Genomic DNA, 20,880 nt, shown 5'->3' with positions numbered 1-20,880 from the left:
GCAGCCGGCGTGCGCGCCAAAGCGCACACCGGCGCGCTTCGGTGGACAATAAGCGCACGCCGCTTCCCATCCCTGACGCCATGCTCGAAGACAGCGCCCGCCTGACCTCCCTCATCTGCGGCACCGAGCCGCTCAACCGGATCTGGTCGCCCCGTGCGACCGTCCAGCGCATGCTCGACGTCGAGGCGGCGCTCGCGCGCGCGCTCGCCGCGCAGCGGGTGATTCCCGCCGCCGCCGTCGCGCCGATCGAGCGCGCGTGCCGGGCCGACCAGCTCGACGCCGACGCGCTCGCGCGCGACGCGGCGCTCGGCGGCAACCTCGCGATTCCGCTCGTCAAGCAACTGACCGCGCGCGTGAAGGCCGACGACCCCGACGCCGCGAAGTTCGTGCATTGGGGCGCGACGAGCCAGGACATCATCGATACCGCCACCGTGCTGCAGCTGCGCGACACGCTCGACGTGCTCGAACCGATGCTCGATGCGGCCTGCGCGTCGCTCGCCGCGCTGGCGCGCACGCACCGCGCGACGCCGATGATCGGCCGCACGTGGCTGCAGCAGGCGCTGCCGATCACGCTCGGCCTGAAGTTCGCGCAATGGCTCGACGCGCTGCTGCGCCATCGCGCGCGCTTCGCCGAATTGCGTGCGCGGGCGCTGGTGCTGCAGTTCGGCGGCGCGGCGGGCACGCTCGCGAGCCTGCGCGAGCACGCGCAGGGCGTGGCAGCGGCGCTCGCCGATGACCTGACGCTCGCGCTGCCGGCGGTGCCGTGGCACACGCAGCGCGACCGCATCGCGGAAGCCGCGTCGTGCTTCGGCATGCTGACCGGCACGCTCGGCAAGATCGCGCGCGACGTGTCGCTGCAGATGCAGACCGAAGTCGGCGAGCTCGGCGAACCGGCGGCGGCCGGCAAGGGCGGCTCGTCGACGATGCCGCACAAGCGCAACCCGGTCGGCTGCGCGGCCGTGCTGACCGCTGCGGTGCGTGCGCCGGGTCTCGTCGCGACGGTGTTCGCGGGGATGGTCCAGGAGCACGAGCGCGCGCTCGGCGGCTGGCAGGCCGAATGGGACGCGCTGCCCGACCTCGCGCGCCTGACCGGCGGCGCGCTCGCGCAGATCGCGCAGATCGTCGCGGGCCTCGACGTGAACACCGAACGCTTGGCCGCCAACCTCGACCTGACGCGCGGCCTGATCCTCGGCGAGGCGGTGATGCTCGCGCTCGGCGACAAGATCGGCCGGCTCGATGCGCATCACGTCGTCGAGCGGGCGTCGAAGGAAGCGGTGCGCACCGGCGCGACGCTGTTCGACGTGCTCGCTGCCGACGCCGCCGTGTCCGCCCATCTGTCGCGCGACGCGCTCGCAAGCCTGCTCGATCCCGCCCATTACGTCGGCGAGGCGCACGCCTATGTCGACGCCGTGCTCGCCGTGTATGCGGGCCCGAATTCTCAAGGAGAACACTGATGCCTTTCGCCACTGTCAACGGCGTGCAACTGCATTACCGGATCGATCGCGCCGCGCGCGACGACGCGCCGTGGCTCGTCTTCTCGAACTCGCTCGGCGCCGACCTGCAGATGTGGGCGCCGCAGATCCGCCCGCTCGCGCAGCACTTCAACATCCTGCGCTACGACACGCGCGGCCACGGCCATTCGGCCGCGCCGGCCGGCTCGTACACGATCGACCAGCTCGCGGGCGACGTGATCGGCCTGCTCGATCACGTCGGCATCGCACGCGCGCATTTCTGCGGGATCTCGATGGGCGGCCTGACGGGCGCGGCGCTCGCCGCGCGCTACCCGGCGCGGATCGGCCGCGCGGTGCTCGCGAACACCGCCGCGAAGATCGGCTCGCCGGAAGTGTGGGCGCCGCGCGCGCAGAAGGCGCGCACCGAAGGGATGGCCGCGCTTGCCGACGCGGTGCTGCCGCGCTGGTTCACGAATGCGTTCGTCGAGCGCGAGCCGCGCCTGATCGACGCGATCCGCGACACGTTCGTGCATACCGACAAGGACGGCTATGCGGCGAATTGCGACGCGCTGAACGCGGCCGACCTGCGCGACGAAGTGAAGGGCATCGCGCTGCCGGTGCTCGTCGTGACGGGCGTGCACGACATGTCGACGCCGCCCGACCAGGGCCGCGCGCTCGCGGCGGCGATTCCCGGCGCGAAGCACGTCGAATTCGACGCCGCGCACATCTCGAACATCGAGTGCACGGACGGCTTCAACCGCGCGCTGCTCGATTTCCTGACCGCCTGAGGAGCCCGCGATGGATGACCAGCAACGTTACGAAGCGGGGATGAAGGTGCGCCGCGCGGTGCTCGGCGACGCGCACGTCGACCGTTCGATCGAGAACCGCACCGAGGTGACCGAGGAATTCCAGAACCTGATCACGCGCTATGCATGGGGCGAGATCTGGACGCGCGACGGGCTGCCGCGCCATACGCGCAGCCTGCTGACCATCGCGATGATGGTCGCGCTGAACCGCGGCGAGGAGCTCGCGCTGCATCTGCGCGCCGCGCGCAACAACGGCGTGACGCGCGACGAGATCAAGGAAGTGCTGCTGCAGACCGCGATCTATTGCGGCGTGCCGGCCGCGAACTCGGCGTTCCATCTCGCGGACAGGATCTTCAAGGAGCAGGACGGGGCGGGTTGACGGCCTGCCGGACGCCGACGACGAAGCCCGCATGAACGGGCTGACATACAACGTGCCGACAGTGCATCGGCACGCAGCGCATCGAATCCGGTGCGCAAACAAAGGAGGGCGCGGCCGATGAGCCGCGCCGCTCATATATCAGGAGACAGGCGATGAATCGCACCCCGGTCGTCAACGTACAGACCTTCATCAACGAGCAGCCGTTCGGCGGCTTTCAGTGGCTCGTGTTCCTCATGTGTTTCGTGATCGTCCTGCTGGACGGTTTCGACACCGCCGCGATCGGCTTCATTGCGCCGTCGCTGCTGACCGAATGGCACCTCACCAAGCCCGATCTCGCGCCCGTGCTCAGCGCCGCGCTGTTCGGCCTCGCGTGTGGCGCACTCGTGTCGGGCCCGCTGTCCGACCGTCTCGGGCGCCGCGCGCTGCTGCTCGGCTCGGTGTTCCTGTTCGGCGCGGCGTGTTTCGTTTCCGCGTTCTCGTCGGGCATCGAACAGCTGACGGTCCTGCGTTTCGTGACCGGCGTCGGCCTGGGCGCGGCGATGCCGAACGCCGTCACGATGATGGGCGAGTTCTGCCCGGACAAGCGCCGCGCGACCGTGATCAACCTGATGTTCTGCGGCTTTCCGCTCGGCGCCGCGTTCGGCGGTTTCCTCGCCGCGTGGATGATTCCGCATTTCGGCTGGCGCAGCGTGCTGATGCTGGGCGGCGTGACGCCGTTGCTGCTCGGCGTCCTGCTGCTCGTCAAGATGCCGGAATCCGTCCGCTTCATGGTCGCGAACAGCCAGCCCGTCGACCGCATCCGCGCGACGCTGGCGCGCATTTCGCGCGATGCGCTGAACGCCGCCTCGTTCGTGATGACGGAGACGGCGCCGCAGACGGGCAGCAAGGGCATCGGCGTCGTGCTGTCGCGCTCGTACGTCGTCGGCTCCGTGATGCTGTGGCTGGCCTACTTCATGGGCCTCGTGATCTTCTACGCGTCGATCAACTGGATGCCGATCCTGCTGAAGGACGCCGGCCTGACCCCGAAAAGCGCGACGCTGATCTCGGCGCTGTTCCCGCTGGGCGGCGTCGGCGCCGTGCTGTGCGGCGTGCTGATGGACCGCTTCAATGCGAACCGCGTGATTGCCGTGTGCTATGCGCTGACGGCCGTCAGCGTGTACGCGATCGGGCAGGCGGTCGGCAACGTCGGGCTGCTCGTGCTGATCGTGTTCGTCGCCGGCGTGCTGATGAACACCGCGCAATCGTCGATGCCCGCGCTGGCGGCGGCGTTCTATCCGACCGAGGGGCGCGGCACCGGCGTCGCGTGGATGCTCGGCGTCGGGCGCTTCGGCGGGATTGCCGGCTCGTTTCTCGTCGCCGAGCTGACGCGCCGCCACTTCACGTTCGCGGGCGTGTTCGCGACGATCGCCGTTGCAGGCGTGCTGTCCTGCGTCGCGCTGCTGATCAAGCAGACCGCGCGGCCGTATGAGGCCGCGCCGTCGTCAGGCAACGCGGAGCCGCTCGGACATTGATCGATGAAGCCGGGGCGCTGCCGGGTGGTAGCGGTGGTAGCGCCGGGCAGCGCCGCTATTCTTCCGCGTCGTGCTCCTTGACGAAGTTGCGCAGATACGCGAGCAGCGCGGCATCGCGGCTGCGATGATCGGCGAGGTTGGGGGCGCCCACGTCGTCCTCCTCGCCGAACAGGCTCGGCGGCGCGCTATACGTGCCGACCTCGATGTCCTCGCGCAGAATCCGGATGTGGTGGGTCTCCTGGTGATATTCGGCGACCCAGTGCATTCCTTCGATGTGCTCGCCTGCTCTCAGCGTTGGCTTCATCCGTTGTCTCCCGACAGCAGCGGCTCTACCGGCGCAGCGGTTTTGCACGCCCGGAATCCAAGCGTACGCCAGCGAGCCGTGAATCTCAACGAGCGCGCTCGTTGCTGCCTATTGCGGCAGTAGGTGCGCGACGAGCGGATACAGGGACAGAATCAACAGCACGGCCATCGTCACGTTGAACATGCGCAGCGCGCGCGGGTTCGACAGGAAATGTCGCAGGCCCTGGCCGAACGCCGCCCACAGGCAGATGCACGGGAAGCCGATCAGGATGAACACGACGGCCATCCACGCGGCGTTCATCCCATAGTCGGCGGACAGCCGGACCGTCGTCGCGGCGGTCAGCACCATCATCCATGCCTTTGGGTTGACCCACTGGAACGCGGCGGCTTCGACGAACGTCATCGGCCGCGCCTTGCCGCCGTGCGCGCTGACTTCGCCGGACGTGCCGATCCGCCACGCGAGATACAGCAGGTACGCGACGCTCGCGATCTCGAGGATCGTGTACAGCGCCGGGACGCGCTTGAACGCCTCGCCGAGACCGAAGCCGACGCACAGCATCAGGATCGCGACGCCGATGCTGATGCCGAACAGATGCGGCATCGTGCGGCGGAAGCCGAAATTGACGCCGGACGCGAGCAGCATCGTGTTGTTCGGGCCGGGTGTGATCGACGTGACGAGCGCGAACAGCATGCCGGCGGGCAACGCGCTCAAGGTGAGGAATTCCATTGCGTGACTCTCCATCGGTGAGGCGGGGGGATGGAGGCAGTCTAGCGACAGTTGGCTATACAGTACCGGTACAGTTAGTTTGACGGATGCCGGTACGGAGAGGGGGCGTCCTGATGTTGTTTTGAGTTGTCGTTGTTGTTGGTTCTCGGAACAGATGTCCGCAGTCTCAATATGTTGTCTTTGAATAAAAAGGTGGGAAGTAGTGATTCGAGCTGGCACAACTTCACCAATAAAGTTGTCAGCTCGCGTGCCGATCGACTCGTCACCCAACAACTCTGCACGATTAAAAAACGGGATGAGCAGTGCGCATTTCCACCCAATTAATCAGACGAATGGTTTAGCATGCAATCGTGCTGACGAACCACACCTGCGTGTGGGAGCGAGCGCGCGGCACGCGACGTAGCCGAAGTCCAAATGTTTCCGCCGATGTGCGACAGGCTCGCGCCGCGCATCATCCGCACTCCACCCGGCCCGCATCCGGCAGCAGCAGCGGCTCGCCGGCCCATGCGGCTACGGCGACACGCGCAACGCGCACAGCAACCACGCGTTGCCGCGTCGGCACGCGATCCGCATCGCGATCCCGCGAGCATCCCGATTCAAGCGTCAATCAGCAGTGCCTTCGCCGCCAGGCGACGCCCGTTCACCGGGCTCTTCGACACGATTTCCCTTGCCCACGAGCAAATGGAGGAGATATGAAGGCGCGTCTTGATACGAGGAAAGTCTTCAGCTATTTATTCGCCTTTTTCATTGCCTTTCTCGCGAGCTGCTCCGATCACGACGACATTTCCGGCGGCGGCGATCCGCCCGCATCCGCGCTCGCGTTCCGGCTCGACCGCGGCAGGCAGATCAACGTGTTCTATCGGCAGGACAAGATCGCCGCGCATCTGCTGATGCGCGCGTCGACGAAGCCGCGCCTGCTCGTCGTGTTTCCGGCCGGCAACAGCGGCACGGGCCTTTGGTTCGACGATACATCGCAGCCCGTCAACTGGAGCCAGGACACGCCGATTTCACCCACGACCACGCAGGACGCGTCGGGCCGGATGCTGTACGGCATCCGCGTCGACGTATCGGCCGATACGAACCACCTGTCGATCCGGCAGGCGCTGCTCAGCTCCGTGCGTTTCCTGCGCGACTACAACGGCGGCGCGACCGTGCCGTCCGACATCGTCGCGCCGCCGTCCGTGTCCGGCAACGTCGCGCTCTGGCAGCGCAATCGCGTCGACGGCGCTCCGGGCTACGCGCTGCGCGTCACGGCGATCGACGGCGGCGCGATCGCCGCTGACGGCGCCGGCAAGCTGCTGCTGCAATCGCCATCCGGCGCGCCGGTGCTGCGGCTGCGAATCGAGGCGTTCAGCGGCGAGACGCCGCTTCAGCCGATCACGCACGCGAATCTGTTCACGTCGGCGGTCAACCCCGATCCGCTGAGCCAGAACGTATTCGAATTCCTGAGCTTCAGCGACAAGCTGCTCGCGGGCTCGTGGCAGTACGACACCTACTTCGGCCGCGACACGCTGATCTCGGTGCGCATGCTGATGCCGGTGCTGCAGCCCGACGTGATCGAGGCCGGGCTCGGCTCGGTGCTGAGCCGCCTGTCGCCGGACGGCAAGGTCGCGCACGAGGAAGGCATCGGCGAATTCGCGCTGATCGACAACCGGCGGCACGGCCGCCCGAACGATCCGACGCCGACCTACGACTACAAGATGATCGACGGCGACTACATGCTCGCGCCGATCATGGAGGACTGGCTGATCGAGGATCCGCGCGGGCAGGCGCGCGCCGCCGCGTATCTCGCGCAAAAGGGCGGCGATGGCGTGACGAACGGCAGCCGCTTCGTCGCCAATCTGCTGCGCGTCGCGCAGACCGCGCAGCCGTTCGCGCAGCAGGCGCTCGCTGCGAACCTGATCCATCTGCGTCCCGGCGAAATCGTCGGCAACTGGCGCGACAGCACCGACGGCATCGGCGGCGGCGTCTGCCCATACGACGTGAACGTCGCGCTCGTGCCGGCCGCGCTGCGCGCGACGAGCAACTTCCTCGCGCGCGGGCTGCTCGACCCGTACCTGAGCGCCGACCAGCGTGCCGTGCTCGCGAACGCGGGCGCGGCGGCCGATGTCTGGGAGCGCGCCGCGCCGCCGTACTTCCAGGTGGCCGTCACGCCGAACGACGCGCGCGCGAAGCTCGCCGCGTATGCGCCGCAGGCGGGCGTGCCGGCCGGCGTGGTGCCGAGCACGGCGTTGCAGTTCGACGCGATCGCGCTCGACGCGAGCGGCAACCCGATTCCGATCATGCACTCGGACGGCGGCTTTGTACTGCTGTTCGGCAATCCGTCGCCCGCGCTGCTCGCGCGCATCGTCACCGACGTGATGCAGCCGTTCCCGGTCGGTCTCGTGACCGACGTCGGCATGCTGATTGCGAATCCGGCGTACGCGGACTCGACGCTGTGGCCGCGCTTCACGAGTTCCGCGTATCACGGCACGGTGATCTGGTCGTGGCAGCAGGCGATGTGGGTCGCGGGCCTCGACCGTCAGCTCGCGCGCACCGATTTGCCGAGCGACGTGCGCACGCTGCTCACGCAGGCGCGCCAGCAGATCTGGCAGGTGATCGCGAACGCGAAGGACATACGCTCGACCGAGATGTGGTCGTGGTCGTATGCGAACGGGCAATACCGGACGGAGGCGTTCGGCACGCGCAGCGCCGACGCGACCGAGGCGAACGCGGCGCAACTGTGGAGCACGACATATCTGGCGATCCAGGATCCGCAACTGCGCGCGGGCAAGTACTGGTGGGAAGCGCGCGCGGCCGGCGGCGACACGCCGCGGCGCGGCTCGACGGAGACGGCGGCGGGGAATGCCGCCAATGCCGTGAATGCCGTGAATGCCGTGAAGGGCGCGACGTCGTGACCATCCCGGCGTTCGATCGCTCGATGAGGCGCCGACGTCGATCGCGCGCCGCGTGAGAGCCGCTTGGCCGCGTCGGTTCGATCGGACCGGCGCGGCGTCGGTCGCGGCAACGATCGCGCGAGGGAGGGACGATCTGGCCGCCGTCGCCCTGGACCCGTTGCCGCTGCAACGAACGGCGGTCCTCATGCAGCGCAAGGGCGCCTACCAAACGGCCGCTGCACGCGCCTTCATCGAGGTCGCTCTGGATGTAGCGGAGACGCTCGCGCGGCGTCCGAAGCAAGCGGCACCGGCATCCAGACAGTAAATGCTGCTGACTACACCGTTCGATTTTGCGGGGTAGCGCTCCGCAAGTTTCTTCCCGGAATAATTTTCAGCAGCAGTAAAATCCGCCCGGATGAGGCAATAGCGCATCGAAAAAGGCATCCCAAAATCCCGGTTTCGGTGGCGGAGGAACAGCGGTCAGCCGGATGGGCTTTTCATCGTTTCCGCATCCTTCGAATTTCCATTTTTCCGGGGCGAGAGGCTCCCTGAATGAAACTCCGGGTGTGGTGTAGTGCGCCATGTCTCCTTTCTTGCAGGATTGGCCGTTTATCTCTTGATCTTTGGAGAGCTCTACATATCCGTAGTTATGCAGGTTGGTGCCGTTGTAGCCATCCGGGACAAGCGCAGTGAACTCGATTCCTTGCGCGGTTACCGGGCGAGAAAATCGCGCGGCACAAAGCGCGTCTGCCGGATTGAGGGCAGTTAAGCGATCGAAGGTTCCATAGTCGTAACCAAGGCACTCCACTACCGATCCGGCCGGAATCAATAACCCATGGTAATCAATGTCGGTTTTTGTTAAAACCGAATCGTTTCCGGTGTATGAAATCTTCATCCGATAGTCGTTCATCTGCCTTTCGTGGCTTTCCCGGATTTTGGGAACAAGTGCTGCATCGAGGATCAGCAGGATGCATGCCGTCAGCCACCACCAACGTTTCCTTTTCAAGCGGAGCCGCTTCCGGTTTTGCGGAGTGGATACGTTGAATACGAAGCAGGACAGCCAGATGAGGGTGCCTGCCACGGCAACCCATGGGGATATAAGTACGATGAGCCCGACGAGAATGAACAACGGAAAGAAAAGGAATTCCACGGACGCGATGCTCGTTCATGTTTCGTTTCAGTCATGTCCGTCAAGGTTTCGCTTTACGAACACGCTCCTTCCATGATGCTAACACCGCAAAGTGGCGGGAGTATCCGGCAGGCGACCCGAAGCAATCTCGTCGTGTGTATGGAAATCCCTGACGAGGGCGATACCCCTGTCTCGCGATTGCTCGCGCAACAAGGCCATATGATCCGGTCGGCAAACCATTTCGTCCGGCGGAGAGGGAAATGTCGTGCATCCGCAGGAAATTATTGCTCGCGGGCTTGCGGGGCGGCTCTATCCCCCAAATCGACGCGGCACAGGCTTTTGAAGCCCATCGACCTGGTGTGCGAGTGCCCGCTCGCGGAGCTGTGGGCTGCCGCTGGAGCGTAGCGCTTTGGAGATGTCGGCGGAACGGTTGCCTGTTACGGAGGCAACCGTCACGGCATTTCGGTTTGGCGAACAAATTCGTTCAATTTTTTTCGCTTTTCGTGGCTCAGCGCCTCCGTTTACTCTCACGGCACCCAATTGCGCGCCGTCGTCTGCCGCCCGCGCGCGCAATTGAAATAACCGAAACGGAGACTTGACGTGCCCAAAGCCAGCCCCCTCGCACCGACCGCCGGCGTCCGGCAGACCGGGACATTCGCGCACCTTCGCTCCATTTTCAGCGGCTCGGTGGGGAACCTCATCGAGTATTACGACTGGTACGTGTATTCGGCCTTTTCGCTGTATTTCGCCAAGGTCTTCTTCCCGAGCGGAAGCCAGACGGTCCAGTTGCTCAATACCGCGGCCATCTTTGCCGTCGGCTTCGTCATGCGTCCCATCGGCGGCTGGCTGGTGGGCCTGTATGCCGATCGCAAGGGGCGCAAGGCAGCCTTGCTCGTTTCGGTGCTGGCGATGTGCGCGGGCTCGTTGATCATCGGCCTGACGCCGGGCTACAACAGCATAGGCCTGGCGGCGCCGATTCTGCTGGTCGCCGCGCGTCTCATGCAGGGGTTGAGTCTTGGCGGCGAGTACGCCAGCTCGGCCACCTACCTGAGCGAAATGGCCGACAAGACGAACCGCGGCTTCTATTCCAGCTTCCTGTTCGCGACGCTCTCGCTCGGTCAGTTGCTGGCGATGGCGGTGCTCGTCGTGCTGCAGCAGTTCTTTCTGAGCGCCGAGCAACTGGAAAGCTGGGGCTGGCGCATCCCCTTCCTCATCGGGGCGTTGGCGTCCTGCGCGGCGATCCTGCTGCGCCGTAACATGGAAGAAACCGAGTCGTTCGAACTGGCACGCAAGCATAAGCACCCGCCGCCTTCCCTTGCGGCATTGTTCAAGCACAAGCGCGAATGCCTGATCGTCGCCGGTCTGACGCTCGGCGGCACGGTCGCGTTCTATGCCTACACGACGTACATGCAGAAGTTTCTGGTCAATAGTGCGGGGATGAGCAAGGCCGACGCTTCCATGGTGTCGGTGGTCAGCCTGATCGTGTTCGTGCTGCTGCAGCCGGTGTTCGGCAGCCTGTCCGACAGGATCGGCCGCCGCCCGTTGCTGATCGCCTTCGGCGTACTGGGAACGGTATGTACCGTGCCGATCTTCCACGAACTGACCAGGGTCCAGAGCATCGGGGGCGCGCTCATGCTGATATTGGCTGCGCTGTCGATCGTCAGCCTGTATTCGTCCGTCAGCGCGGTGGCCAAGGCCGAACTGTTTCCGGTCGGCATCCGCGCGCTGGGCGTGGGGCTGCCCTATGCCATCACGGTGTCGCTGTTCGGCGGCACGGCCGAGTACATCGCCCTGTGGACCAAGAGCATCGGGCACGAAAGCTGGTTCTTCTGGTATGTGTCCGCATGCGTGCTGGTGTCGCTGCTGTGCTATCTGTGGATGCCCGATCCGAAGAAGGTCTCCTGCATCGATCAGGATTGAGCATCGCGACCGTGCGACCGACGCTGCAACGCGCCGCTGGTTGGGCTAGCGAAAATCCGCGTACTGCCGCACCAGCGCCAGCATCGATGGAATCAGGCCGCGCATGTCGCCGCGCCGCCACTGAAATGCATAGGGCAGCGGCGACAACGCGGGCTTGCTCGCCAGTCGCACCAGCGCCGCGTCCGTGTGCGCGGCGGCCCAATCGGCAGGCAGGAAGCCGATGCCGACGCCTTCGCGCATCATGCCCGCCAAGGCGCTCCAGTTGTTGCACGTGATACGGCGCGCATGGTTGACGCCGGTCGCCAGCAACCACTCGTCCAGGATGTGCGTCGTGCCGGCACCGGCGGGCAACGTGACGAGCGGGTGTCGTTCCAGCAACGCGGGCGTCAACGTGCGCGCGCTGCCGACCAGTCGCTCCGACGCCATCCACGCGAACCGGGCCTCCGTCACCTGTTGCGACAGGATGCTGCCGCGCGACGAACGGCCCGCTATCACCGCGAAGTCGAGCTCGCCCGCATCGACCTTGGCTTCGAGCACGGCGCCGACGTCGACGTACGGCTCCAGCTTCAATTGCGGATGCAATTTCTGGACGGCCGCCACGAATCGCGGCAGCCAGGTCAACGCGGACAGCTCGCCCACGCCAAAGCTCAGGCGGCCGGTCAAGCCCTTGTCTTGCGCGAACGCATCCTGCAGCGCAGCCACGGATTCCAGCACCCGGATCGCGGCGGGCAGCAACGTCTCACCGTCCTCCGTCAATACGGCTCGATGGCCGCTGCGGTCGAACAGCGCGCGCCCCGTGGCCTGCTCCAGCTCGTTGATCCGCTTGGACAACGACGAGATGGACAGATTGAGTCGCTGCGCCGCGGTTGCGAAGTTCGCGGAGGTCGCCGCCCAGTAGAAGGCATCCAGTTGCTTGAATGTCGGAGTCGCCAAAGTATTTCGCTTTTGTAGAACGAGATCGTTTGAATATTATCGCTTTTATTCGATGATGCGGCTACCTAGAATGGCAGCGTCGTTTCACGGAAACTCATTGATGACCACCGTTACTTCTCGAATCGCGGAAGCGCGTCAACCTGCGTCCGGCGCCAGCGTGTCGCCCCGTGCCTTGCGAAACGTGCTGAGCCTGCACGACTTCGAGGCCCGGGCGCGGCGGATCTTGCCGCGTCCGATCTTCGGCTACGTCAGCGGCGCCGCGGAAGACAACCGCACCCTCGACGACAATCGTGCGGTGTTCGACGAATACGGGTTGCTGACGCGCGTACTGCGTGACGTTTCCCAGCGGCAACAGACGGTTGAATTGTTCGGTCAGCGTTTTGCGTCGCCTTTCGGCATCGCGCCGATGGGCATCAATGCGCTGTCGACGTATCGAGGCGACATCGTGCTGGCGCGCGCGGCGAAGGCGGCCGGGATCGTCTCGATCATGAGCGGCTCATCGCTCATTCCGTTGGAAGAGGTTGCCGAGGCTGCGCCGGGAACGTGGTTTCAGGCGTACATTCCGGGCGATCACGCCCGCATCAGCGCGCTGCTCGAGCGCATTGCACGCGCCGGCTACCGGACGCTGGTGATCACCGTCGACATTCCCGTGTCGGCCAACCGCGAAAACAACGTCCGTGCGGGATTCTCGACTCCGCTGCGCCCCAGCCTGCGTCTTTGCTGGGATGGGCTGACGCGGCCGCGCTGGCTGCTGGGCACCTTCGCGCGGACGTTGGCCGCGCACGGCATGCCCCACTTCGAGAATTCCTTTGCGACACGCGGCGCGCCGATCCTCTCCGCCAACGTGCTACGGGACTTCTCCGCACGCGACCATCTCAACTGGGAACACCTGACGCGAATTCGACAGCAATGGAAGGGTGAGCTGGTCATCAAGGGCATCCTGAGTGTCGAAGATGCCGTCATCGCGCGCGAGGCGGGCGCGGACGGGATCATTCTGTCCAATCATGGCGGTCGCCAGCTGGACGGCGCTACGTCGCCGATGCGGATCCTGCGGGACGTGGTGCAAGCCGTGGGCAGCGAGTATCCGGTGATGGTCGACAGCGGTTTTCGGCGGGGGGCGGACGTGCTCAAGGCGCTGGCGCTGGGCGCGCGCATGGTGTTCGTGGGACGCCCGTTCAATTATGCGGCTGCCGTCGCGGGTGAGGCCGGCGTGACGCATGCGATCCGGCTGCTGCAGGAAGAGATCGACCGCAACATGGCGATGGTGGGCGCGAACGGCTGCGGCGAGCTCACGTCCGACATGCTGATCCGCAGGCGCTGACCGCAGCATCGTTATCGCTGTCATGGAAACGTCTTTGCTGTAACCATATGTAATTGACCGGTCAGGAACAGGACCGGTCATCCGCTTGACATTGGGCGGAGCTGTAATGCCGGGGCGCCGACGATCGCCGGCACAAGACATTCGATCGACTGGCACGGACCCTCGACGCAGCGCGACACGGCCTGACGAAGCCTCGATCATGTCAGACGATATCCGTCACTCCCATGTCATGAGGAATCCTATGAAACACTGCAACGTCAAGCGCGTGCTCCGGCTCGGAGCCGTCATGTCCGCCGTGCTTCTTGCGTCACCGGCTCGCGCCGATGGTCTCGGCTCCGCCGATGCCGCCCGCGTGCCGAGCGGTCAGTTCGTCACGCCGCTGGCCGTGCGCGGCGCGGTCCAGCAGTTTCTGAATCCGGGCCTGCCGGCCTACCCGCATTTCGTCGCTGGCGAAGCGGTGCGCTCGCAACTGAGCCCGGACGGCAAGACGCTGGCGATCATCACCGCCGGCCAGAATTCGCTGTATCGGCCGGATGGCACGGTCGACACCGCGAACTCGACGCAATACATCTTCCTGTACGACGTTTCGGGCGCGAACAAGGCCCGCCCGGCGCTGAAGCAGGTGCTCCAGCAGACCAACGCGTTCGTCGGTCTGGCCTTTTCGCACGACGGCAGCAAGCTCTACGCGACGGGCGGCAGCGACGACGCGGTTTACGTCTACGCCCGGCAAGGCGGCGCATGGGCGCTGTCGGGCACGATCGCGCTCGGCCACAACGGCAAGGGCGTCGGCATTCGCGTCCAGCCGAACGCGGCCGGTCTCGCGCTGTCGTCCGACGGCAAGACGCTCGTCGTCGCGAACAACTACAACGATTCGATCAGCGTGATCGATACCGCGACCAACAGCGTGCGTTACGAGCACGACCTGCGTCCGTTCTTCTCCGGCAACGAAGGACGGAACGGCGAGGCCGGCGGCACCTTTCCGTTCGCGGTGGTCGTCAAGGGCAACGATGTCGCGTACGTGTCGTCGGATCGCGATCGCGAAATCGTCGCGATCGATATCGCGTCGCCGTCCCACGGCCGCCTGATCAAGCGCATCAAGCTGGACGGCAGCGCGCTCGGCATGACGCTCGACGCGTCGCAATCGATGCTGTTCGTCGCGCAGGACAACGCCGACCAGGTCGCGGTGATCGATACGAACAGCAACGCGGTCGTGACCCGGATCGACGCGCGTGCGCCGGCCGGCGTGCTGGCGCACGGCCAGGCGCACACCGGTGCGGCGACGTACTCGGTCACGCTGTCGCGCGACGGCCGCACGCTTTACGCGACCAACGCCGGCGCGAACGAGATCGCCGTCATCCCGCTCGTCGGCCCGCGCGCATATCGCGTCACCGGACTGATCCCGACCGCCTTCGAGCCGCATGACGTGACGTTCAGCGCCGACGGTACGTGGATGTATGTGGTCAACGGCAAGAGTGCGACCGGCCCGAATCCGGACCATCTGTTCGGTGCGACCCCGGCGCAGGCCGCCGCGTCGCGCGCGTCGAACGAGTACCAGTTCCAGCTCGAGCGCGCGTCGCTCGTGAGCGCGCCGGTGCCGGCGGCCAACGAGTTGCCGAAGCTGACGCAGCAGGCCGCGCGCAACAACTTCTATCGTCCGGAGGAAAACGCCCAGGACAATGAAGTGATGGGTTTCCTGCGTCGCCACATCAAGCATGTGATCTACGTCGTCAAGGAAAACCGCACGTTCGACCAGGTGCTCGGCGACATCGGCAATGGCGCCAACGGCGACCCGCGGCTGGCCCAGTTCGGCCGGAGCATCACGCCGAACTTCCATCGCCTGGCGAGCCGGTTCGTGACGCTCGACAACTTCATGAACCCGGGCGATGGCAGCATGGACGGCTGGTCGTGGGCGCTCCAGGGGCGGGTCACCAACACCGAGACGATTACCCAGCAGATCAACTACGCGGCGGTCAACCGCGGTTTGTCCTATGAGAGCGAGGGCTCGAACCGCAACGTGCCGGTCAACTGGGATACGGTGCAGCAACGCGATGCGGCGGCGGGCCCGGCCGGCACCACGAACTACAGCAATGCCGCCGCCGGCCTTCCGGGCGGCGCGGCAAACCTGCTGCCGGGCACCGGCAATCACGCGTCGTCCGATGCGCCGTTCGGCCGCCAGCGAGGCTATATCTTCGACGCGGTGCTTGCCGCCGGCGGCACGGTCCGCAATTACGGCTTCCTCGTGAACAACATCGGCAGCATCGGCACGGCCGCGAGCCCGATCACGGATCCGCGCGCGGCAGGCGTCGTCCAGGTTGCCGCGCTCGATCCGAGGCTCGCGTCGATGACGGATGTGTACTTCCGCGGCTTCGACCAGACCTATCCGGATCAGTGGCGTCTGAACGAGTGGAAGCACGAGTTCGACCAGTACGTCGCGGGAGGCAACCTGCCGACGCTGTCGCTGGTGCGTCTGTCCCACGATCACATGGGGGCGTTCGGCACGGCGTTCGCCGGCGTGAACACGCCGGAAACGCAGCAGGCGGACAATGATCTTGCGGTCGGCCGGCTCGTCGAGGCCGTCGCGAAGAGCCCGTATGCGAACGACACGCTGATCGTCGTGACCGAGGACGACGTGCAGGACGGTCCCGATCACGTGGATTCGCACCGCGGGCCCGCGTACATCATCGGGCCGTACGTGAAGCAGGGCGCGGTGATCAAGACGCGTTACAGCCAGGTCAACGCGCTGCGCACGATTGAGGACGTGCTCGGCACGCAGCACATGAACCTGAACACCGCGTACCAGCGCCCGATGACCGACGTGTTCGACGTGCACGGTCCGGCTTCGTGGGGCTACACGGCCGTCGCATCGACGGTGCTGAAGACCACCGGCCTGCAACTGGCTCAGGGAGCGGACGCGAGCGTGCAATACGCGGCCGGGGCGGACGTCACGCCGAAACATGACGCGGCGTATTGGGCGAAGGTAACGGCGAAGTTCAACTTCGACGATGCCGACGAGGTGCCGGCGGATCAGTTCAACCGCGTGCTGTGGAAGGGCATGATGGGCTCGAAGCCGTATCCGAAGCTCAAGGGTCGCACGCAAAAGGTGGCGAGCCGCGACGACGACTGATCGTTTGATCGGCTACGCGTTCTCCTCCTATATATAGAGGGCGCGTCAACGCAAAAGCCCCGGTGCGCGGCAGCGCACCGGGGCTTTTACATTTATTTCACGCAACCCCTTGCGCGGAACGCGGGAGGTGCCTAGAATCACGCCTCTTTCGCGCTGACGGCAACGCGGCGCGGAAGGGGGAGGGCAGATGAACCCCGCAGTCGCAACGATCTAGCAAAAAAGTTGTTGACGAACTGCGAAACAGTGTTCATAATTTCTCTTCTCTGCTGCTGACAACGCAGCGCTGCCGGGAAAGACGGTTTTCTCGCAGAAACGTTCTTTAAAAATTAACAGCCGATAAGTGTGGGCGCTTGATGACAGCGAGCCGATCGTCAGATCGGATTGGCAAAAGTATCAAGAGTCTCACACTAAAGTAAGTCAGGTTTATGAAGCAATTCATATTCCTGTCAGCTTTGAATGAGCGACCGGTTCTACGGAACCGAAAACAGTAACAGGTTTGAACTGAAGAGTTTGATCCTGGCTCAGATTGAACGCTGGCGGCATGCCTTACACATGCAAGTCGAACGGCAGCACGGGCTTCGGCCTGGTGGCGAGTGGCGAACGGGTGAGTAATACATCGGAACATGTCCTGTAGTGGGGGATAGCCCGGCGAAAGCCGGATTAATACCGCATACGATCCACGGATGAAAGCGGGGGACCTTCGGGCCTCGCGCTATAGGGTTGGCCGATGGCTGATTAGCTAGTTGGTGGGGTAAAGGCCTACCAAGGCGACGATCAGTAGCTGGTCTGAGAGGACGACCAGCCACACTGGGACTGAGACACGGCCCAGACTCCTACGGGAGGCAGCAGTGGGGAATTTTGGACAATGGGCGCAAGCCTGATCCAGCAATGCCGCGTGTGTGAAGAAGGCCTTCGGGTTGTAAAGCACTTTTGTCCGGAAAGAAATCCCTGGTCCTAATATGATCGGGGGATGACGGTACCGGAAGAATAAGCACCGGCTAACTACGTGCCAGCAGCCGCGGTAATACGTAGGGTGCGAGCGTTAATCGGAATTACTGGGCGTAAAGCGTGCGCAGGCGGTTCGCTAAGACCGATGTGAAATCCCCGGGCTCAACCTGGGAACTGCATTGGTGACTGGCGGGCTAGAGTATGGCAGAGGGGGGTAGAATTCCACGTGTAGCAGTGAAATGCGTAGAGATGTGGAGGAATACCGATGGCGAAGGCAGCCCCCTGGGCCAATACTGACGCTCATGCACGAAAGCGTGGGGAGCAAACAGGATTAGATACCCTGGTAGTCCACGCCCTAAACGATGTCAACTAGTTGTTGGGGATTCATTTCCTTAGTAACGTAGCTAACGCGTGAAGTTGACCGCCTGGGGAGTACGGTCGCAAGATTAAAACTCAAAGGAATTGACGGGGACCCGCACAAGCGGTGGATGATGTGGATTAATTCGATGCAACGCGAAAAACCTTACCTACCCTTGACATGGTCGGAATCCTGAAGAGATTCGGGAGTGCTCGAAAGAGAACCGGCGCACAGGTGCTGCATGGCTGTCGTCAGCTCGTGTCGTGAGATGTTGGGTTAAGTCCCGCAACGAGCGCAACCCTTGTCCTTAGTTGCTACGCAAGAGCACTCTAAGGAGACTGCCGGTGACAAACCGGAGGAAGGTGGGGATGACGTCAAGTCCTCATGGCCCTTATGGGTAGGGCTTCACACGTCATACAATGGTCGGAACAGAGGGTCGCCAACCCGCGAGGGGGAGCCAATCCCAGAAAACCGATCGTAGTCCGGATTGCACTCTGCAACTCGAGTGCATGAAGCTGGAATCGCTAGTAATCGCGGATCAGCATGCCGCGGTGAATACGTTCCCGGGTCTTGTACACACCGCCCGTCACACCATGGGAGTGGGTTTTACCAGAAGTGGCTAGTCTAACCGCAAGGAGGACGGTCACCACGGTAGGATTCATGACTGGGGTGAAGTCGTAACAAGGTAGCCGTATCGGAAGGTGCGGCTGGATCACCTCCTTTCCAGAGCTATCTCGCACAAGTTGAGCGCTCACGCTTATCGGCTGTAAATCAGGACAGACTCAGGGGTCTGTAGCTCAGTCGGTTAGAGCACCGTCTTGATAAGGCGGGGGTCGTTGGTTCGAATCCAACCAGACCCACCAATTGTCTGGCGGAAGTACCCTGGGAAGTCTCTGTATGGGGGCATAGCTCAGCTGGGAGAGCACCTGCTTTGCAAGCAGGGGGTCGTCGGTTCGATCCCGTCTGCCTCCACCACAATCTTCAATGACAAGCGTTCGACTTGATCGAACTTTTGCCATTGGCGATTGAGCCAGTCAGAGTGATATGAGTAACACCATATCGGCTGTCGTTCTTTAACAATCTGGAAGAAGCAAGTAATTTGGATAGCGGAAGCGTCTTTGAGATGGACGTGGAAACTATCCGGGTTGTGATTGTATCGATGTATCTCAAGATGATTCGAACTTCATGTTCGGCTCAATTGGAATACGGCACAACGCGAGAACTCAACCTGTAACGAGACAGACTCGTTATAGGGTCAAGCGAACAAGTGCATGTGGTGGATGCCTTGGCGATCACAGGCGATGAAGGACGCGGTAGCCTGCGAAAAGCTACGGGGAGCTGGCAAACGAGCTTTGATCCGTAGATGTCCGAATGGGGAAACCCACTCCTTATGGAGTATCCATGGCTGAATACATAGGCCATGTGAAGCGAACGCGGTGAACTGAAACATCTAAGTAACCGCAGGAAAAGAAATCAACCGAGATTCCCAAAGTAGTGGCGAGCGAAATGGGATGAGCCTTGCACTCTTTATTTGTATTGTTAGCCGAACGCTCTGGAAAGTGCGGCCATAGCAGGTGATAGCCCTGTAGGCGAAAACAGTATGAAAGAACTAGGTGTGCGACAAGTAGGGCGGGACACGTGAAATCCTGTCTGAAGATGGGGGGACCATCCTCCAAGGCTAAATACTCGTGATCGACCGATAGTGAACCAGTACCGTGAGGGAAAGGCGAAAAGAACCCCGGGAGGGGAGTGAAATAGATCCTGAAACCGCATGCATACAAACAGTCGGAGCCTCGTAAGGGGTGACGGCGTACCTTTTGTATAATGGGTCAGCGACTTACGTTCAGTAGCAAGCTTAACCGTATAGGGCAGGCGTAGCGAAAGCGAGTCCGAATAGGGCGTTCAGTTGCTGGGCGTAGACCCGAAACCAGGTGATCTATCCATGGCCAGGATGAAGGTGCGGTAACACGTACTGGAGGTCCGAACCCACTAACGTTGAAAAGTTAGGGGATGAGCTGTGGATAGGGGTGAAAGGCTAAACAAACCTGGAAATAGCTGGTTCTCTCCGAAAACTATTTAGGTAGTGCCTCGTGTCTCACCTTCGGGGGTAGAGCACTGTCATGGTTGGGGGGTCTATTGCAGATTACCCCGCCATAGCAAACTCCGAATACCGAAGAGTGCAATCACGGGAGACAGACATCGGGTGCTAACGTCCGGTGTCAAGAGGGAAACAACCCAGACCGCCAGCTAAGGTCCCCAAATATGGCTAAGTGGGAAACGAAGTGGGAAGGCTAAAACAGTCAGGAGGTTGGCTTAGAAGCAGCCACCCTTTAAAGAAAGCGTAATAGCTCACTGATCGAGTCGTCCTGCGCGGAAGATGTAACGGGGCTAAGCCATATACCGAAGCTGCGGATGCGAGCTAGTCTCGCATGGTAGGAGAGCGTTCCGTAAGCCTGCGAAGGTGCCTTGTAAAGGGTGCTGGAGGGTATCGGAAGTGCGAATGCTGACATGAGTAGCGATAAAGGGGGTGAAAGGCCCCTCGCCGTAAGCCCAAGGTTTCCTACGCAACGTTCATCGGCGTAGGGTGAGTCGGCCCCTAAGGCGAGGCAGAAATGCGTAGCTGATGGGAAGCAGGTCAATATTCCTGCACCGTCGTTAGATGCGATGGGGGACGGATCGCGGAAGGTTGTCCGGGTGTTGGAAGTCCCGGTCGCTGCATTGGAGAAGGCGCTTAGGCAAATCCGGGCGCAGGATTCAAGGGTGTGGCGCGAGCTCCCTCGGGAGCGAAGCAATTGGAAGTGGTTCCAAGAAAAGCCTCTAAGCTTCAGTCTAACGATGACCGTACCGCAAACCGACACAGGTGGGCGAGATGAGTATTCTAAGGCGCTTGAGAGAACTCGGGAGAAGGAACTCGGCAAATTGGTACCGTAACTTCGGGATAAGGTACGCCTTGTAGCTTGACTGGCCTGCGCCAGGAGGGTGAAGGGGTTGCAATAAACTGGTGGCTGCGACTGTTTAATAAAAACACAGCACTCTGCAAACACGAAAGTGGACGTATAGGGTGTGACGCCTGCCCGGTGCCGGAAGATTAAAT

At 63.1% G+C, this 20,880-nt stretch carries 12 protein-coding genes, 2 tRNA genes and 2 rRNA genes; 12 read left to right on the top strand and 4 right to left on the bottom strand.

Annotated elements, in window-relative coordinates:
- Positions 1-80 precede the first annotated feature (80 nt).
- The 4 genes from KY49_RS12645 (at position 81) to KY49_RS12630 (ending at position 4,147) form a co-directional block, all read left to right on the top strand.
- The gene (locus KY49_RS12645; protein ID WP_042585019.1) at positions 81-1,454 is read left to right on the top strand and encodes a 3-carboxy-cis,cis-muconate cycloisomerase; all 1,374 of its coding nucleotides are present in this window, start codon (positions 81-83) and stop codon (positions 1,452-1,454) included.
- A complete protein-coding gene (gene pcaD, locus KY49_RS12640; RefSeq protein ID WP_042585018.1) occupies positions 1,454-2,239 on the top strand; it encodes a 3-oxoadipate enol-lactonase in 786 nt (261 codons plus the stop codon). Before KY49_RS12645 ends, pcaD begins: the two co-directional genes overlap by 1 nt.
- A 10-nt stretch (positions 2,240-2,249) precedes the next feature.
- Positions 2,250-2,636 carry a 4-carboxymuconolactone decarboxylase gene (gene pcaC, locus KY49_RS12635; protein WP_042585017.1) on the top strand — a complete coding sequence of 129 codons (387 nt, stop codon included), beginning with the start codon at positions 2,250-2,252 and terminating at the stop codon, positions 2,634-2,636.
- Positions 2,637-2,788: 152 nt separating this feature from the next.
- Positions 2,789-4,147 carry an MFS transporter gene (locus tag KY49_RS12630; RefSeq protein WP_042585016.1) on the top strand — a complete coding sequence of 453 codons (1,359 nt, stop codon included), beginning with the start codon at positions 2,789-2,791 and terminating at the stop codon, positions 4,145-4,147.
- 55 nt (positions 4,148-4,202) lie between these two features.
- Here KY49_RS12630 and KY49_RS12625 read toward each other — a convergent pair whose 3' ends face one another.
- Entirely contained in the window at positions 4,203-4,451 is a 249-nt protein-coding gene (locus KY49_RS12625; RefSeq protein ID WP_010093371.1) for a hypothetical protein, read from the bottom strand.
- Positions 4,452-4,559: 108 nt separating this feature from the next.
- Entirely contained in the window at positions 4,560-5,177 is a 618-nt protein-coding gene (locus KY49_RS12620; RefSeq protein ID WP_042585015.1) for a LysE family translocator, read from the bottom strand.
- A 692-nt stretch (positions 5,178-5,869) separates the two neighbouring features.
- Between KY49_RS12620 and KY49_RS12615 the strand changes: the two genes are divergently transcribed.
- Complete coding sequence (locus KY49_RS12615; RefSeq protein ID WP_042585014.1) at positions 5,870-8,074, top strand: hypothetical protein; 2,205 nt, start codon at positions 5,870-5,872, stop codon at positions 8,072-8,074.
- A gap of 370 nt (positions 8,075-8,444) precedes the next feature.
- Here KY49_RS12615 and KY49_RS37130 read toward each other — a convergent pair whose 3' ends face one another.
- A complete protein-coding gene (locus tag KY49_RS37130) occupies positions 8,445-9,203 on the bottom strand; it encodes a hypothetical protein (RefSeq protein WP_156162488.1) in 759 nt (252 codons plus the stop codon).
- A gap of 579 nt (positions 9,204-9,782) precedes the next feature.
- On the opposite strand from KY49_RS37130, the gene KY49_RS12605 reads away from it, so the two are divergent.
- Positions 9,783-11,102, top strand: coding sequence for an MFS transporter (locus KY49_RS12605; protein WP_042585012.1), 1,320 nt, complete (start codon positions 9,783-9,785; stop codon positions 11,100-11,102).
- Positions 11,103-11,147: 45 nt separating this feature from the next.
- Here the strand turns inward: KY49_RS12605 and KY49_RS12600 are convergent, their stop codons facing one another.
- A complete protein-coding gene (locus tag KY49_RS12600) occupies positions 11,148-12,035 on the bottom strand; it encodes a LysR family transcriptional regulator (RefSeq protein WP_042585011.1) in 888 nt (295 codons plus the stop codon).
- A 100-nt stretch (positions 12,036-12,135) separates the two neighbouring features.
- Here KY49_RS12600 and KY49_RS12595 point away from each other — a divergent pair, with 100 nt between their 5' ends.
- The 6 genes from KY49_RS12595 to KY49_RS12570 form a co-directional block, all read left to right on the top strand.
- Complete coding sequence (locus KY49_RS12595) at positions 12,136-13,356, top strand: alpha-hydroxy acid oxidase (protein WP_042585010.1); 1,221 nt, start codon at positions 12,136-12,138, stop codon at positions 13,354-13,356.
- Between the two features lie 241 nt (positions 13,357-13,597).
- On the top strand, positions 13,598-16,480 hold the full coding sequence (locus tag KY49_RS12590; protein ID WP_052495647.1) for a bifunctional YncE family protein/alkaline phosphatase family protein: 2,883 nt from the start codon (positions 13,598-13,600) through the stop codon (positions 16,478-16,480).
- A gap of 498 nt (positions 16,481-16,978) precedes the next feature.
- Positions 16,979-18,509, top strand: a 16S ribosomal RNA gene (locus KY49_RS12585).
- Positions 18,510-18,572: 63 nt separating this feature from the next.
- Positions 18,573-18,649, top strand: a tRNA-Ile gene (locus KY49_RS12580).
- A gap of 36 nt (positions 18,650-18,685) precedes the next feature.
- Positions 18,686-18,761, top strand: a tRNA-Ala gene (locus tag KY49_RS12575).
- Positions 18,762-19,039: 278 nt separating this feature from the next.
- Positions 19,040-20,880 (top strand): 23S ribosomal RNA (locus tag KY49_RS12570); the annotation flags it as partial.

The organism is Burkholderia sp. MSHR3999 (assembly GCF_000833595.1).
Classification (GTDB): domain Bacteria; phylum Pseudomonadota; class Gammaproteobacteria; order Burkholderiales; family Burkholderiaceae; genus Burkholderia; species Burkholderia ubonensis.
Note: the sequence above shows the minus strand (reverse complement) of the source record. Positions and strands in the feature narration are given on the sequence as shown.